The sequence below is a fragment of the Streptomyces sp. A0642 genome (genome assembly GCF_004795105.1).
Taxonomy (GTDB): domain Bacteria; phylum Actinomycetota; class Actinomycetes; order Streptomycetales; family Streptomycetaceae; genus Streptomyces.
Genome location: NZ_SSBL01000004.1, coordinates 1 through 15,239 on the forward strand (window position 1 = coordinate 1; position 15,239 = coordinate 15,239).

17 protein-coding genes and 1 pseudogene are annotated in these 15,239 nt (G+C 70.9%); 9 read left to right on the forward strand and 9 right to left on the reverse strand.

Features of this window, described 5'->3' with window-relative positions; genetic code table 11:
• The 3 genes and pseudogenes from E6R60_RS09590 to E6R60_RS09600 form a co-directional block, all read right to left on the reverse strand.
• Window positions 1–116: pseudogene (locus E6R60_RS09590) on the reverse strand (electron transfer flavoprotein subunit beta); the annotation flags it as partial.
• Window positions 117–318: 202 nt separating this feature from the next.
• Window positions 319–825 carry a flavin reductase family protein gene (locus E6R60_RS09595; protein WP_136326044.1) on the reverse strand — a complete coding sequence of 169 codons (507 nt, stop codon included), beginning with the start codon at window positions 823–825 and terminating at the stop codon, window positions 319–321.
• Window positions 826–1,021: 196 nt separating this feature from the next.
• Window positions 1,022–1,348 carry a thioredoxin family protein gene (locus tag E6R60_RS09600; protein ID WP_136326045.1) on the reverse strand — a complete coding sequence of 109 codons (327 nt, stop codon included), beginning with the start codon at window positions 1,346–1,348 and terminating at the stop codon, window positions 1,022–1,024.
• A 218-nt stretch (window positions 1,349–1,566) separates the two neighbouring features.
• Here E6R60_RS09600 and E6R60_RS09605 point away from each other — a divergent pair, with 218 nt between their 5' ends.
• Window positions 1,567–2,289 (forward strand): lysophospholipid acyltransferase family protein, encoded by a 723-nt coding sequence (locus tag E6R60_RS09605; protein ID WP_136326046.1) that lies wholly within the window; start codon window positions 1,567–1,569, stop codon window positions 2,287–2,289.
• A gap of 154 nt (window positions 2,290–2,443) precedes the next feature.
• On the opposite strand, the gene E6R60_RS09610 is transcribed toward E6R60_RS09605, so the two are convergent.
• The 4 genes from E6R60_RS09610 to E6R60_RS09625 all read right to left on the reverse strand — a co-directional run bounded on the left by E6R60_RS09610 (window position 2,444) and on the right by E6R60_RS09625 (window position 6,381).
• Complete coding sequence (locus E6R60_RS09610; protein ID WP_136326047.1) at window positions 2,444–3,046, reverse strand: transglutaminase family protein; 603 nt, start codon at window positions 3,044–3,046, stop codon at window positions 2,444–2,446.
• Between the two features lie 82 nt (window positions 3,047–3,128).
• Window positions 3,129–4,211: a low specificity L-threonine aldolase gene (locus E6R60_RS09615; protein ID WP_136326048.1), complete on the reverse strand. Its 1,083-nt coding sequence runs from the start codon at window positions 4,209–4,211 to the stop codon at window positions 3,129–3,131.
• Window positions 4,190–4,957 carry an SDR family NAD(P)-dependent oxidoreductase gene (locus E6R60_RS09620; protein WP_136326382.1) on the reverse strand — a complete coding sequence of 256 codons (768 nt, stop codon included), beginning with the start codon at window positions 4,955–4,957 and terminating at the stop codon, window positions 4,190–4,192. Before E6R60_RS09620 ends, E6R60_RS09615 begins: the two co-directional genes overlap by 22 nt.
• Window positions 4,958–4,983: 26 nt before the next feature.
• Complete coding sequence (locus tag E6R60_RS09625) at window positions 4,984–6,381, reverse strand: DUF6421 family protein (RefSeq protein ID WP_136326049.1); 1,398 nt, start codon at window positions 6,379–6,381, stop codon at window positions 4,984–4,986.
• Window positions 6,382–6,654: 273 nt separating this feature from the next.
• On the opposite strand from E6R60_RS09625, the gene E6R60_RS09630 reads away from it, so the two are divergent.
• Window positions 6,655–7,338: a glycerophosphodiester phosphodiesterase family protein gene (locus tag E6R60_RS09630; RefSeq protein WP_136326050.1), complete on the forward strand. Its 684-nt coding sequence runs from the start codon at window positions 6,655–6,657 to the stop codon at window positions 7,336–7,338.
• Between the two features lie 100 nt (window positions 7,339–7,438).
• Here the strand turns inward: E6R60_RS09630 and E6R60_RS09635 are convergent, their stop codons facing one another.
• Window positions 7,439–7,996, reverse strand: a complete 558-nt coding sequence (locus E6R60_RS09635) for a GNAT family N-acetyltransferase (protein WP_136326051.1) — start codon at window positions 7,994–7,996, stop codon at window positions 7,439–7,441.
• Between the two features lie 243 nt (window positions 7,997–8,239).
• On the opposite strand from E6R60_RS09635, the gene E6R60_RS09640 reads away from it, so the two are divergent.
• The 6 genes from E6R60_RS09640 (at window position 8,240) to E6R60_RS09665 (ending at window position 12,452) form a co-directional block, all read left to right on the forward strand.
• Window positions 8,240–8,833, forward strand: coding sequence for a DUF5134 domain-containing protein (locus tag E6R60_RS09640; RefSeq protein ID WP_136326052.1), 594 nt, complete (start codon window positions 8,240–8,242; stop codon window positions 8,831–8,833).
• Window positions 8,834–8,919: 86 nt separating this feature from the next.
• Window positions 8,920–9,855, forward strand: a complete 936-nt coding sequence (locus tag E6R60_RS09645) for a M56 family metallopeptidase (protein WP_136326053.1) — start codon at window positions 8,920–8,922, stop codon at window positions 9,853–9,855.
• 435 nt (window positions 9,856–10,290) lie between these two features.
• Window positions 10,291–10,986 (forward strand): phosphatase PAP2 family protein, encoded by a 696-nt coding sequence (locus E6R60_RS09650; protein ID WP_136326054.1) that lies wholly within the window; start codon window positions 10,291–10,293, stop codon window positions 10,984–10,986.
• A 46-nt stretch (window positions 10,987–11,032) separates the two neighbouring features.
• On the forward strand, window positions 11,033–11,734 hold the full coding sequence (locus E6R60_RS09655; RefSeq protein WP_136326055.1) for an HAD-IA family hydrolase: 702 nt from the start codon (window positions 11,033–11,035) through the stop codon (window positions 11,732–11,734).
• A 70-nt stretch (window positions 11,735–11,804) separates the two neighbouring features.
• Window positions 11,805–11,984 carry a hypothetical protein gene (locus E6R60_RS09660; protein WP_136326056.1) on the forward strand — a complete coding sequence of 60 codons (180 nt, stop codon included), beginning with the start codon at window positions 11,805–11,807 and terminating at the stop codon, window positions 11,982–11,984.
• A gap of 243 nt (window positions 11,985–12,227) precedes the next feature.
• Entirely contained in the window at window positions 12,228–12,452 is a 225-nt protein-coding gene (locus E6R60_RS09665; RefSeq protein ID WP_136326057.1) for a hypothetical protein, read from the forward strand.
• Window positions 12,453–12,781: 329 nt separating this feature from the next.
• Here E6R60_RS09665 and E6R60_RS09670 read toward each other — a convergent pair whose 3' ends face one another.
• Window positions 12,782–14,272: a hypothetical protein gene (locus E6R60_RS09670; RefSeq protein ID WP_136326058.1), complete on the reverse strand. Its 1,491-nt coding sequence runs from the start codon at window positions 14,270–14,272 to the stop codon at window positions 12,782–12,784.
• Between the two features lie 175 nt (window positions 14,273–14,447).
• On the opposite strand from E6R60_RS09670, the gene E6R60_RS09675 reads away from it, so the two are divergent.
• Window positions 14,448–15,116, forward strand: a complete 669-nt coding sequence (locus E6R60_RS09675; protein WP_240802481.1) for a DUF305 domain-containing protein — start codon at window positions 14,448–14,450, stop codon at window positions 15,114–15,116.
• Window positions 15,117–15,239 lie beyond the last annotated feature (123 nt).

Genomic DNA, 15,239 nt, shown 5'->3' on the forward strand with positions numbered 1-15,239 from the left:
AGCTCCGACAGCAGACCGTCGACATCCTCACGATCCAACGTCAGGTCATCGGCGAAATGCCGGTCACCGGTCGCGTCGGGCACGTACTTCACACAGACAACGATCCTCAAGCTCACGCCGGCTCTCCTACTGCATCGTCATTTCCGGGCTGCCTTGTTGCACGCAGCATAGGCGCCTGATGGGGCGTTTTCCGGTCAGGGCGACCGACGCTCCGACCGTAAGATTACTCGCCAGTACACCCATCCGAGGCCCATTAAGCAAGCGCTTTGCCTTGTGATCTGGCCTACGCCCGAGCGCCTCGGCGGGACCGGAAGGCCGTCACTCCCGCAGAGCCGTGAACCTGCCCTGGTGATAGACGAGCGGCCTGCCGCCACCGGCGGGATCGCCGACGACCGCCTGCGCGATCACGATCCGGTGGTCTCCCGCCGGGATCCGCGCCACGACCCGGCAGACGAGCCAGGCGAGCACGCCGTCCAGCACCGGGACACCTTCCGGCCCACTGCGCCAACCGGTGGACGGCCCGAACCGGTCGGCGCCGCTGCGGGCGAAAGTGGCGGCCAGATCCCGCTGATGCTCGCCGAGTATGTGGACGCCGATGTGGCCGGCCTCCGCGACGACCGGCCAGCTGGAGGACGAGGTGCCCACGCCGAAGGAGATGAGCGGCGGATCGGCGGCGACGGAGTTGAGGGAGGTGGCGGTGAAGCCGACGGGCCGGTCGCCCGCCGCGGTGATCACGGCGACACCGGCGGCATGCTGCCGGAACACGGACCGCAGGAGGTCCGGGGTTGCCGTCCGGGGGGTATCGGTCTCGGCTGATGCCGTCATGGAGAGGTCCTTCTGCGCGTCGGGAGTGCGGGGCCGTGGATGCTCAGGCATCCGGACAGCGCGCACTCGCGTTGCGGGCCAGGTCGACATGGACCCGGCCGTAGAGAAGGAGTTCTGGCGGCATAGCGTCAGACTGACGATGCGCGGCGGGTGCCGTCAAGAGCGTCCCACCAGGTGGGAGATGCATCACGGTCCGTCACATCGCCTGTCCCAGCGCGGCGACGACGTCGACGGTGCGCGGCTGTCCGACGGCCCGGCGCACCACCACTCCCGAAGCGTCGAGTACCAGGACCGTCGGGGTTCTCCTGATGTCGAGCGCCCGCACCAGAGTGAGATGCGCCTCGGCGTCGATCTCGACATGGGCGACGCCGTCGACCATGCCCGCCACCTCCGCGAGGGTGCGGCGGGTGGCCCGGCAGGGCTGGCAGAACGCACTGGAGAACTGGACGAGCGTGGCTTTCTCCCCCAATTCGACGCCGAGTTGGGCTGCGTCCAGCCTGTCCGCACGTGCTCGCCCGTCCACCTTCGGCCTCCTGTCAGAGCTCTACGCAAAGACTCAGCACCCAAGGAAGCCGGGACATTCCCTGCCGTTCCACGTGACGAGAATCTCGCGGCCCGCGGCCGCCGAGACTGGCCACCACGACGCGCATGGGGCACGATCGGCCCAATGCCGAAAACCTACGGCTGCGTAACTTCCGCCGGGAGAACCCTCCCCAGGCGCTGAAGAAGGGTCTTCTCCAGATGGCAGAACTCGTCTATCGGCCGGTCATCGGCGCCGCTCGTACGTTTTTCAAGGCGCTCGACCTGAAGATCGACACCCAGGGTTCGGAGCACATCCCGAAGACCGGTGGCGCGGTTCTGGTGAGCAACCACATCAGTTATCTCGACTTCATCTTCACCGGCCTCTCCGCGTTGCCGCAGAAGCGGCTGGTGCGGTTCATGGCCAAGGAGTCGGTGTTCCGGCACAAGGTCTCGGGCCCCCTGATGCGGGGCATGAAGCACATCCCGGTCGACCGCAAGCAGGGCGAGGACGCGTATGCGCACGCCCTCGAATCACTGCGCTCCGGCGAGATCGTCGGAGTGTTCCCCGAGGCGACGATCTCGGAGTCCTTCACGCTGAAGAGCTTCAAGTCGGGCGCGGCCCGCCTGGCCCAGGAAGCCGGTGTGCCGCTGATCCCGATGGCGCTGTGGGGCACCCAGCGCCTGTGGACCAAGGGACGCCCCCGCAATTTCCGGCGCAGCCACATCCCGGTGACGATCCGGGTGGGCGAGCCGCTGGAGGCCCCGGCCGACCAGTACGCGGGCGCGATCACCCGGCGGCTGCGCGAGCGCGTCCAGGAGCTGCTCGAGGCGGCCCAGCGCGCCTACCCGGTGCGCCCGAAGGACGCGAGCGACACCTGGTGGGTGCCCTCGCACCTCGGCGGTACGGCTCCGACCGCCGCCGAGGTCCGCGAGCGCAGCTGACGGCCCACGCGAAGGCGCGACGCCGGCACGTCGCCCGGGAGCGCGGATGCGTGGATGGGCCGTGGGCCGGTCGGCCGGGGTGTTCCGGCGGACCGGCCCGCGGCTCCGTGCGCGCCCGGCTCCCCTGCGACGCTCGGGCTCCGTACCGCCGACGTCAGAGCGCGGTGGGCAGCGCGCGCCAGAGCTCCTCGCGGTCGGCGGCTGTCCGAAGGCCCCGCAGGACCGCCGGGTGCGGCGCGGCGTAGAGCGTCGGGTAGTCCACTTCGTGAAGTTCGGGCCGGACGGGCCAGGCCAGCTTCTCCTCGTCCAGCGAGAACCGTGCGTCCACGCCCGCCGGCTGGTTGCCCCGTGCGTCCAGCCGGCTCCAGCGGTCCCGCCCGGGGAGCCGGACCGCGATCAGCCCGTGCACCACGCCGGGCGTTCCGTCGTCCTCGGCGAGCGCCTGGTAGCAGAGTGCGGCCGGAATGCCCTCCGCACGGAGCAGCGCGGCCAGGGCGTGCGATTTGGCGTGGCAGATGCCGTTGCGGGTGGCGAGGACGTCCGAGGCGCGCCAGCTGACGCGCATGTCGCCCGAGTCGGCGGAGTGCGGGATGGTGTCCCGCACGAAGCAGTAGGCCGCCTCCGCGTATGAGTATGCGTCGACGGTGCCGGAGCGCAACCGTGCGGCCGTGTCGCGGACCAGCGGGTGTTCGTGGTCGATCGCGTCGTCGGCAGCCAGATACGCCGAGATGTCAGGGGTTTGCTGGATCAGCTCCATGGCCGATGAGCGTAGGGAAGCGGCCGACCGGAGTCAATGAGTTTCCGGTCGGCCGCATATCCATGCACATTGTGTCCGCGTGCTACTGCGCGGCCATCTCTTCCTTCAGGGCGAGGACGAACGCGTCGACGTCGTCCTCCGTGGTGTCGAAGGCGCACATCCAGCGCACGTCACCGGCCTTCTCGTCCCAGAAGTAGAACCGGAAGCGCTTCTGCAGCCGCTCGCTCACCTCGTGCGGCAGCCGCGCGAAGACGGCGTTGGCCTGGACGGGGTGGAGGATCTCCACGCCGCCCACCGAACGGACGCCCTCCGCGAGCCGCTGGGCCATGGTGTTGGCGTGCCGGGCGTTGCGCAGCCACAGATCGCCCGCGAGCAGCGCCTCCAGTTGCACGGACACGAAGCGCATCTTGGAGGCGAGCTGCATCGACAGTTTGCGCAGATGCTTCATCGCCCGGACGGCGTCCGGGTTCAGCACCACGACGGCCTCGCCGAAGAGGGCCCCGTTCTTCGTCCCGCCGAACGAGAGCACGTCGACGCCGACGGTGTTGGTGAACGTACGCATCGGTACGTCGAGGGAGGCCGCGGCGTTGGCTATGCGGGCTCCGTCGAGGTGGACCTTCATGCCGTGCCCGTGGGCGTGCTCGCAGATGGCCCGGATCTCGTCGGGCGTGTAGACGGTGCCCAGCTCGGTGTTCTGGGTGATCGAGACGACCTGCGGCATGGCCCGGTGCTCGTCGTCCCAGCCGTACGCCTGCCGGTCGATGAGCTCCGGGGTGAGCTTGCCGTCGTCGGTGGGCACGGTGAGCAGCTTGATGCCGCCGACCCGCTCCGGCGCGCCGCCCTCGTCCACGTTGATGTGAGCGGACTCGGCGCAGATCACCGCGCCCCAGCGGTCGGTCATCGCCTGGAGCGCGACCACGTTGGCGCCCGTCCCGTTGAAGACCGGGAAGGCCTCGGCCGTGGGGCCGAAGTGGCTGTGCATCACGCGCTGGAGATGGCCGGTGTACTCGTCCTCGCCGTAGGCGATCTGGTGGCCGCCGTTGGCGAGGGCGAGGGCCGCGAGTACCTCCGGGTGGGTCCCCGCGTAGTTGTCACTGGCGAATCCGCGCACCTGCGGGTCGTGGTGACGACGCGCGTCGGTCCTTACGGTTGCGGGGTCAGCCACAGGCGCTTTCCGTTCACTTCGGGGGCGGGCTGGTCCCAGACGCCGGCGATGGCATCGGCCAGTTCCTTGACGTCGGTGAAGCCCGCGAACTTCGCATTCGGGCGCTCGGCGCGCATCGCGTCGTGCACCAGTGCCTTCACGACCAGGATCGCAGCAGCGCTCCGCGGGCCCTCGTCGCCCCCCGCCTTGCGGAAGGCGTCCGCGAGCGCGAGGGTCCAGGCCTCCGCCGCGGCCTTCGACGCCGCGTAGGCGGCGTTGCCCGCGGTGGGGTTGCTCGCGCCGGCCGCGCTGATCAGCACGTAGCGGCCGCGGTCGCTGCGCTGGAGGCCGTCCTGGAAGGCCAGCGAGGTGCTCTGGACCGTGCGGATCAGCAGCTTCTCCAGCAGCGTCCAGTCGGCGAGATCGGTGTCGGCGAACGTCTTGCTGCCGCGCCAGCCGCCCACGAGGTGGACCAGCCCGTCGATCCTGCCGAATTCCTTCTCGGTCTTGTCGGCCCATTCACGGGCGGCGCCGAGATCGAGCAGGTCCACGGTGTCACCGGTGACGGTGGCGCCGCCGTGGGCGTAGCGTGCCGCGTCCACCGCCTCGGCGAGCCGGGCGGCGTTGGCGTCCGAGGCGACGACCGTCGCGCCCGCCTCGGCGAGCCGGAGCAGGGTCGCCCGCCCCGCAGGACCGGCCGCCCCCGCGACGGCGACCACGGCACCTTCGAGCGCACCGTTCCCGTCGCCCTTGCCGTTTCCGTTCATGGCCACCGCCTCCTCACGACGTGCGCTCACGCGGCTGCCTGCCCGGCGTCCGCGGCGGTGATTCCCTTGGTCGAGGCGATCACGGTCTTCAGCTTCTTGGAGAGCGCCTCATAGAACATGCTCAGGGGAAACTCGTCGGGAAGCACGTCGTCGACGAGTTTGCGGGGCGGCTGGGAGAGGTCCAGCGCGTCGGGGCCCTTGGCCCAGCGGGACCCGGGGTGCGGGGCGAGATACGTCGCGACCAGGTCGTACGCGGCGAACCAGTGGACGAGCTTGGGCCGGTCGATGCCGTCCCGGTACAACTTCTCGATCTCGGCGCACAGCTGGTTGGTGACCTGGGGGGCCCGCTCCCAGTCGATCTTCAGGGTGTTGTCCGTCCAGCGCACGACGTCGTGCTTGTGGAGGTAGGCGAAGAGCAGCTGGCCGCCGAGTCCGTCGTAGTTGCGGACGCGCTCGCCGGTGACGGGGAAGCGGAACATACGGTCGAACAGCACGGCGTACTGCACGTCGCGGCCCTGGCCGAAGCCGTCGGCCTCCAGCTTCACGGCCTCCTTGAAAGCGGTGAGGTCGCAGCGCAGCTCCTCGAGCCCGTACATCCAGAACGGCTGCCGCTGCTTGATCATGAACGGGTCGAACGGCAGGTCGCCGTGGCTGTGGGTGCGGTCGTGGACCATGTCCCAGAGCACGAAGGCCTGCTCACAGCGTTTCTGGTCGGCGACCATCTCACGGATGTCCTCGGGCAGCTCGACGCCCAGGAGCTCGACGGAGGCCTCGGTGACGCGGCGGAAGCGGGCGGCCTCGCGGTCGCAGAAGATGCCGCCCCAGCTGAAGCGCTCGGGGGCTTCGCGCACGGCGATGGTCTCCGGGAAGAGCACGGCGGAATTGGTGTCGTACCCGGAGGTGAAGTCCTCGAAGGTGATGCCGCAGAACAGCGGGTTGTCGTAACGGGTCGCCTCCAGGTCGGCGAGCCACTCGGGCCAGACCATCCGGAGCACCACGGCTTCGAGATTGCGGTCCGGATTGCCGTTCTGCGTGTACATCGCGAAGACCACGAGGTGCTGGAGCCCGTCGACGCGGTTCCGGGCGGGCTGGAAGGCCAGCAGGGAGTCGAGGAAGTCGGGTACGCCGAACCCGTCGGCGGCCCAGCGACGCAGGTCCGCGACGAGGGCGCGGTGGTACTCGGCGTCGTGCGGGAGGAGCGGCGAGAGCTCCTCGACCGCGTTGGTCACCCGGTCCAGGACCGCCTCGGCGGCGGCGGGCGCGGGTGCGCCCTCGGCGTCGAAGTCGATGGAGCCGTCCTTCGACTGCCAGGGGCGGATCTCCTCCACGGCATTCTTGAGCGCGGGCCAGGCCGGGTGCTCGATCACCCGCCGGGCGGAAGCTATGTCGCCGTCGGCGACGTCGTGCACAAGAATTTCCGTCATCAGACTTCCTCCACGGGAGAAGCTCGCGTCAAGCAACCGTATCCGTGTGCGGTTCCCCGAGACAAGTGGGGACCTGGAAATTATCCTGCCGACCTCCATGGTCACCGCGATTTTTCCTGTCACTCAGCGTTTCGACGGCCTCTTCAGTGGACGAACCGGGTCCGCGCCTCGTGCCCGCCAGGGATATCCCGCCCCAGGGGATCCGTGTCGGTCATGCCGTCGCGCCAGTTGGGTAGGCAGGGGGGAGGAGCCGTCGACGGAAGCGAGAATCCCTTGTCTTTTCTCACCATCGGCCATCGCGGGGTGATGGGTGTCGAGCCGGAGAACACGCTCCGGTCGTTCGTCCACGCCGAACAGGCCGGGATGGACCTCATCGAGCTGGACCTCCACCTGACCAAGGACGGCGCCCTCGCCGTCATGCACGACGCCGAGGTGGACCGGACGACCGACGGCAAGGGGCCGATCGCCGAGAAGACCCTGGCGGAGCTGCGCGAACTCGACGCCGGTCAGGGCGAACGCGTGCCGGTCTTCGAGGAGGTCCTCGACGCTGTGCGGTCCCCCCTGCAGGCGGAGATCAAGGACGTGGCCGCCGCCCGGACGCTCGCCGAGGTGATGCGGCGGCGCGATCTCGTGGACCGGGTCGAGGTGATCTCGTTCCACGACGAGGCGATCGCCGAGATCGCCCAGCTCGTGCCGGGCGTGCGGACGGCCCTCGTGGCCAGCCGCTGGGGCGGCGACCTGGTGGACCGGGCGAAGGCGGTGGGCGCCACGCGCCTGGTGCTCAACATCAGGCGCATCACGCTGGAGCTGGTGGAGAGGGCCCACGCCGAGAAGCTGACGGTGGTCGGCTGGGTGGTCAACACGCAGGATCATCTGCGCCTGGCCCGCGGACTGGGACTCGACGGCGCGACCACCGACTTCCCGGAGATCCGTCGCGCGGGCCGTTTCACCGCGTAGGACGTGCGTCCGACAGGGGCGCGCCTTCGATGTCGGTCCCGTTCGTCCGCGGGCCGGGCGGGGCGTCCACCACCCGCCCGGGCCCGCACGGACCTTGCGGTCAGCTCCCGGACAGCTCCTTGACCAGCAGCTCGAAGGCGAGATCGTCGCGCTGCGGAACCCCGAAGCGCTCATCGCCGTACGGGAACGGGCTCAGCTGCCCCGTACGGCGGTAGCCGCGGCGTTCGTACCAGGCGATCAGTTCCTCACGCACCGAGATCACGGTCATGTGCATCTCGCGTGCGCCCCAGCTCTCCCGGACGGTACGCTCCGCCTCGGCGATGATCACCTTGCCGAGCCCCGCGCCCTGGAGCGAGGGACGGACCGCGAACATGCCGAAGTAGGCCGCCTCGCCGCGGTGTTCGAGCTGGCAGCAGGCGACGGGCTCGCCGTCCCGCTCCACGACGAGCAGCCGGCTCCCGGGCGCGTGGACCACGTCGCGCACCCCCTGCGGATCGGTGCGCTGCCCCTGCAGGATGTCCGCCTCGGTGGTCCACCCCGCGCGGCTGGAGTCTCCGCGGTACGCGGACTGGATCAGCTCGACGAGCGCGGGCACGTCCGCGTCGGTCGCGTCACGGAAGGTCAGCTGACCCGGGTCGCGGGGCGGGGCGGTGTCCATGGTGAGGCTCTCCGTTTCTCTGCTGTCGCCGTGCGCCAGCAGCGTAACCCTCAGGCGCCGGAGCGGGTTCCGGACCTCTTCCCGCTCGCCCGGCAGCCCCGTTTCAGAGCGGCCCCGTCACCTCCGCGCCGCGATTCACCCCCGCCGCGCGCTCCCCCTTGCCCCCGTGCGCCGCGTGCGGGCGTCGGGCCATGGGCATCGACTAGACGAAGGCGATGCCGTTCGCCCGGGGGGAGGACTGCTGTGCACGGACCTGCGATGTCCGGCTGGCTGCTCATGGCGTTGTGCGCGGCGACGGGCGCGTACTGCCTGCTGCGGGCCCGCGACGGGACCGGCGAGGAACGCAGGACGGCGCGCGCGGAGGCGCTGATGGGCTTCGGCATGGCCGCGATGGCCCTGCCGGCGGCTGTCGTCGCCCCGCCGGTGTGGGGCTGGGTGCTGTACACGGTGCTGTTCGGCGTCGCCGCCCTGCGCGCCCTGTGGTTCTCCCGCCGCAAGGGTCACCATCTGCACCACCTCGTCGGCTCCGGTGCGATCGTCTACATGTCCGTCGTGATGGCGCGCTCCGGCGGAGCGGGGCACGGGGGTCACGCGTCCCACGCCATGGCCGCCGCGGGCGGCGTTCCCCTGCTGACCGGACTGCTCCTCGCCTACTACGCCGCCTACGTACTGCGCTCCGGCGCCCGGCTGATACCCGTGACCGCCACCCCCGTCGGGGGCGGCGGGGCCGTCGCCGGCGGTCCGCCGGAGGGCGGCTGGGCGGCTCGGCCGGAACTGGCGCTGGCCTGCCGGCTGACCATGGCGATAGCCATGTTCGCCATGCTGCTCACCCTGTGAGACACGGGGCCCCGTACACCGTGGCGTACGTCACTTGCCCTGCGCAGCCATACCCGTGCGCGCCGTACCGCTCATAGGCTGACGCCATGTTGGTCTCCCTCGCGCTGCTGCTGCTCGGTGCACTGGCCGCCGTCGTGACCCCGCGGCTGATGGCACGGGCCGAGTGGCCCGAGCGCGAGCCGGTGGTGGCGCTGTGGGTGTGGCAGTGCGTGGTGGCCGGGGTGTTGCTGTCCTTCGCGTTGTCCATGACCTTCAGCGCGGCCGCGGCCTGGCAGGCGGTGCGCGGTCATGTGTTCGCGCCCGCCCCGCACGCCGTCGTCGAGGCCTACGCGCTCGCCGCCTACGGACCGTGGTCGGCCGTGATGGCCGTACTGCTGGCCCTGGGTGGGCTGTGGACCGCCGCGATGCTGACCCGTGAGATCCGCCGCGGCGGCCTGGAGCGCAGGCGGCGACGGGCCGAACTCCTGGTGCGTGCGCCGCTGCTGCCCGGCGAGGAGCCGGGCAGTGAGCGGCTGGTGGTCCTGGAGGGCGAGCGCCCGGACGCCTGGTGGCTGCCCGGCACGGCGCCGCGGCTGGTCATCACCACCGGTGCGCTGGGCCGGCTGAAGGGTCGTCAGCTCGATGCGGTGCTCGCCCACGAACAGGGGCACGCGAACGCGCGCCACGACTGGCTGCTCAACTGCTCGGCCGCGCTGGCCTCCGGTTTCCCGCAGGTTCCGGTGTTCGCGGCCTTCCGCGGCGAGATGCACCGGCTCGTCGAACTGTCCGCCGACGACATGGCTTCCCGGCGCTTCGGCCGTCTGACGATCGCGCTGGCCCTGGTCGAACTGAACGAGGAACGCGGCGTGTTCGGTCCCTGCCCGACGCCGGACGCGCAGATGCCGCTGCGGGTGAACCGACTGCTGGCCCCTGCGGGCCGGCTCACGGCGGGTCGTCGGCTGCGGCTCACCGCGGCGGCCACGCTCCTGCCGGCGGTTCCGCTGCTGGTGGCCTTCGTCCCCGCGCTGAGCGCACTGCGATAGGCGGCCCCGGCGCCTGGCGCGCCCGCGGAACCCTGCCGCTCGCCGCCCTGGCGCCCACCTCCGCGCTGACTGCACGTGGGCCGCGTCGACCCGGGACGCCCGCGCGGCCCTCCGACGCACACGGCGCACACGGAAGCCCGCGCGCCCACGGGGCCCACGGCGAATATGGAAGCCCGCCCGGTCCGCCGCCACGGCGCCCGCCGCCCACCTCCGCGCTCACTGCACGGGGGCGGCCCCGCCGCCTGACGCGCCCGCGGAACCCTGCCGCTCGCCGCCCGGGCGCCCACCTCCGCGCTGACTGCACGTGGGCCGCGTCGACCCGGGGCGCCCGCGAAAGCCCGCGCGGCTCGCCGCCACGGCGCCCGCCCACGGCACCCACGGAACGTGGGGTGCGTCGGGATGGCCCCGGGACCCGCCTTCGGCAAGGATTGCTCCATGCACTCCCCGCTCCTCTCCCCCGCGCACCGCACTCGCACCCGCACCTCCTCGCCGGTGCCGCGGGCGGGGGCCGTCTGCGGGGCCCTCGCCCTCGGGCTGGTGGCCCTGGTCTCCGGGCGATGGTCTCCCCTGGTGCGCCTGGACCGCGATCTCGCCGAGGCGCTGCACCGGAGGGCGGTGACGGAGCCGGGTCTCGTCCATGTGAACCGGCTGCTGACGGACTGGCTGTGGGACCCGTGGACGATGCGCGCCCTGATCGCGGTGGCCGCCGTCGTCCTGTGGCGGCGCGGGGACCGGGTGCTCGCGGCCTGGGTGGTAGCGACGACCCTGGTCTCCAGCCTCCTCCAGCAGGGCGTCAAGGCCGCCATCGGCCGGGAGCGCCCCCGGTGGCCCGACCCGGTGGACTCCGCCCACTACGCCGCGTTCCCCTCGGGACACGCGATGACGGCGATGGTGACCTGCGGTCTGCTGCTCTGGCTGCTGCGCCGGTCCGGCGCCCGCCCCTGGATCCGCAGGACGGCTCTGGCCGCCGCGGCGGTCTCGGTGCTGGGCGTCGGTCTCACCCGGCTCTATCTGGGCGTGCACTGGCCCTCCGACGTCCTGGGCGGCTGGCTGCTCGGCGCGGCCCTGACCGCCCTCGCCACGGCCGGATACGACCGGTACGCCTCCCGGCAGCGTACGGAAGAGGGCTGAACACGCCTCCTTGCCGCGTCGGCACCCCCTCGGCGAGGATCGGGCCATGCCGATCAAGGGTGCCCTCTTCGACTTCTCCGGGACGCTGTTCCGGATCGAATCCGTCCGCTCCTGGCTCGCGGCGACCCTGGCGGAGCGGGGGCTGCATGTGGACCGCGCCGACTTCGAGCAGTACGCACGCGAGCTCGAGATCTCCGGCGCACTGCCGGGCGGCCCTCCCCCGCACCAGGTGCCGGGACACCTGGCTGCGACGTGGGCCACGCGTGACGAGAGCGCGTCCCTGCACCGCGAGGCGTACACGGGCCTGGCGCGCCAGGTGGAGCTGCCCGATCCGGCGCTGTACGACGCCCTGTACGACAGGCACCTGAGCCCGGCGGCCTGGCAGCCCTATCCGGACGCCGCCGAGGTGCTCGCCTCGCTGCGCGACCGGGGCGTCGCGATCGGCGTCGTCAGCAACATCGGGTGGGACCTCAGACCGGTCTTCCGCGCCCACGGTCTGGACTCCTACGTGGACGCGTACGTGCTGTCCTTCGAGCACGGGGTACAGAAGCCGGACGCACGGCTCTTCCACACCGCCTGCACACTTCTGGGACAGGATCCGGCCGATGTGGTGATGGTCGGCGACGACCGGCACGCGGACGGCGGGGCGTCCGCACTGGGGTGCGCGGTGCGATTCGTGCAGCATGCGCCGGTGGACGAGCGGCCGGACGGACTGCGGGAGCTCGGACTGGCCGCCGGGGTTGCCTGAGAAACATGTGAGAGATGTCCCTGACGCGCCATGGGTCGGATTGTCACATCGGGGCCTTAGCCTGGTAGGTATGTCCCCGACTCCGTGCCCGTCCGGTTCCGTGCGTCCCGCCGCAGTGGTGAATGAAGACATTCGCGACCTGTGGCAGCGTTCGGGCGGATGCCTGTCCCCTGAGGACGAGGAGGAGTACCAGCGGCTGCTGGTCGAGTGGGCCGCGGCAACGGGTGGCAGCGCCAGGTCCGCCGCCTGACCCGCCTGACGGCGTGGCTCGTGTGACCGGCATGACCCGTGTGACCTGACTGACCCGCCTGAGGGCGTAGCCCGAGTGACCGGCATGACCGTGTGACCTGCCTGACAGCGTGACCCGTGTGACCCCGCCTGCGGCTCCCGGACCGGCACCGCCCGCGGGGCTCGCGCACGCCTGTCCGATCCGCCGTCGGCCGGGTTCCCGGTTCGCTGTGCGCCGGCTTCCCTCGCGTCGCACCCTGGAGGCATGACTTCTCCCCCGATCGTGATCTTCCGGCCGTCCCCTTCCGGAGGGCGGCGCGTCACCGTGCAGCGCGGCGGGCGGGTCCAGATACTCGGCCTCGCGCACTCGGACCACGAAGTGATCGTGTTCCTGGAGGGTGCGGGGCTCGACGACCCCGAGCGCATCCTGGACGACCCGGAGTGGGTCGAATGGCGGGGCGGCCGGGCGCACCGGTACGAGGCCGCCTGAGACGTCTGATTCCGGCGATCCCCTGCGTCGCCGGAACCAGCCGGTCACCCCGGCCGGCGGTACGGGCCGGGGACCGCGTGACGGACCGGCCGCGACAGCCGGTCACCGCGGGGGGTACAGCATGTCCCGGCGCGGCGGATCGGTCAATGAACGGGGACGCAGCGAGAAGGCCGGTCCCTCCCGGGTGAAGACCCGGGCGGGACCGGCCGTGTGCTCCGGCGGTCGGCCGGCCGCCCTGCTCGGCGGCCGGCGAGCAGCCTCCTCGGCCGACTCGCGAGCGCAGCGCCTCAGAAGCTTCAGCGGCCCCAGCCGTCGAGGAGCGCAGCGCCTCAGCGGTCGAAGTAGTCCGGCTGCGTCTGGACGTTCAGCTCGTCCGTCCGCACCCGCTTCGCCGGGTCGGTCCGCCGGTCGTCGATCTTCAGGACGTCGAATCCCTTGGCGATGTCGTTGGAGTAGATGTAGCCGTTGTAGTAGTACGCCGACCACGGGCCGGCGGTGGTGACCGCGTCGGTGCTGACGGGGCCGCGCTCGAAGAAGCCGATCTCCTGGGGGTGGGAGGAGTCGGTGAAGTCCCACACCGAGACGCCGCCCTGGTACCAGGCCTGGACCATCAGGTCGCGGCCCTTGACCGGGATGATCGAACCGTTGTGGGCGACGCAGACCTCGGTCGCGGCCTGCGGGCGGTCGATCTTGAAGTAGCTGCGGAAGACGAGTTTGCGGTGGTCGCCCCTGCCGACGATGTCGTAGATGCCGTCGGCGCCGCGCTTCGGGCCGATCTCCTCGTTGCAGGTGGCCGCGCCGCCGCCGCCGAGCTCATCGGTGAAGACCACCTTGTCGGCCCGCTGGTTGAACGTCGCGGAGTGCCAGAACGCGAAGTTCACGTTGTCCTGCACCCGGTCGATGATCTTCGGGTTCTCCGGGTCCTTGATGGAGAACAGCAGGCCGTCACCCATGCAGGCGCCGGCCGCCAGGTCCTTGGACGGCAGCACGGTGATGTCGTGGCAGCCCGTGGTCTTGGAAACGCCCGGGTTGGTGGGAGCGCCCGGGTTGCCGCCGTCCGGGAAGAGGACCGGGAAGTTGACGATGCGTGCCTCTTCGGGCGCGTTGCGCGGCACCTTGATGACGGAGATCCCGTCGTGCGGCGGCTGGCAGTCGGGGAACGTCGTGTTCGGCGAGTACGAGGAGACGTACACGTAGACGTTCTTGCGCTCGGGAACCAGCGTGTGGGTGTGCGATCCGCACGCGGTCTCGACGGCGGCGACGTACTTCGGGTTGCGCTTGTCGCTGATGTCGAAGACCTTCATGCCCTCCCAGGAGGACTTCTCCGTGGCGGGCTGGGTGGTGCTGCTGCAGGAGTTGTCGCTGCGCGAGGAGTCCGTGGACAGGAACAGCAGGTTCCCGGAGACCGAGATGTCGTTCTGCGATCCGGGGCACAAAACCTGGGCGATCGTGCGGGGCGCCTTCGGATTGCTGATGTCGAAGATCCGGAAGCCGTCGTAGTTTCCGGCGAAGGCGTACTTCCCCTGGAACGCGAGGTCCGTGTTCAGTCCCTGGAGCGCGTCCTTCGGGACGTTGGCGAGGTGGGTGACGTTACGACTGTGGACGATCTCGTCCACGCCGGGTATCTCACCGCTCGCGATCGCGGCGGTCGCGTCCGCTTCCTGGCTCGCGGAGAGATCGGTTCGGCTCGCGGTCGCGTCCCCGGGGTCGGGTGTCGCGGCCGCGGGCCCGGCCATCAGCAAAGTGGCGAAGAGCCCGGCGGCGGCTGCCGCCACGCCCAGACGTCTGCGCCGCACCGGGGTGGTGTGCAACGAGGTCACTGCGTCCTCCCATGGATCCAAATGTAGTTGGCCGGTTCACGGACTCCGGCAGTATCGTCCTTGCCATGGGCATCCCAACAGATGGCAACAGAGACGTAATAAAAGTTTTTGATCAAAGCTGTGCGTCGACGTGTTAGGACAGAGCGCAACCACCCTTGTGTCCCCGGAGGTCGCTTTGTTGATTCGTCGTCAGTCCCTGCGGGTGCGCGGCATCGTCCTCGGCGCGGCCGTCGCGGCAGCCGTGCTCACCTCGGCCGGCTGCGACGCGGGCAGCGGTGACAGCGGCTCGAAGTCCGAGGCGCACCGGGCGGGTTCGGTCGTGGCGCCCGGAAAGCCGGGCGAACCCGCACGGACGCTCTCCCCCTCACAGGCCGTCAAGGAGGCCGGGGTGGACAGCCCCAACTCGGCGGACGTCCGGTATGTGCAGCTCATGATCCAGCACCACGCGCAGGCACTGGAGTTGACCGGACTCGTGCCGGCCCGTGCCCGTTCGGCGGCGGTCAGGAGACTCGCCGAACGCATCACCGCCGCCCAGCAGCCCGAGATCGGCGCGATGGAGGGGTGGCTGACCCGTCACGGCCGGTCCGGGCAGCCCGGCGAGCACGAGCACGGCGCGATGCCCGGCATGGCCACGCCCGGACAACTGGACGAGCTCAGGGCCGCGAAGGGGACCGCGTTCGACCATTTGTTCCTCAAGCTGATGATCGCGCACCACCAGGGTGCGATCACCATGGCGACCGAGGTCCTGTCGGAGGGCAACAACGTGCAGGTCGAGGAGATGGCCGGCGACGTCGTGGCCCAGCAGACCAGCGAGATCGACCGGATGCGCGCCCTGTCCTCCTGAGGGCGGGGCCCGGAGGGCCGGGGCCCCTGACGGACGCGTGTCTCCCAGGAGCCCGGGGCGCGCCTCTCCCCCGCCGGGCCCGCCGGTGCGATGCTGGAGACACCCTCAGGGAAGAGGTGCGCC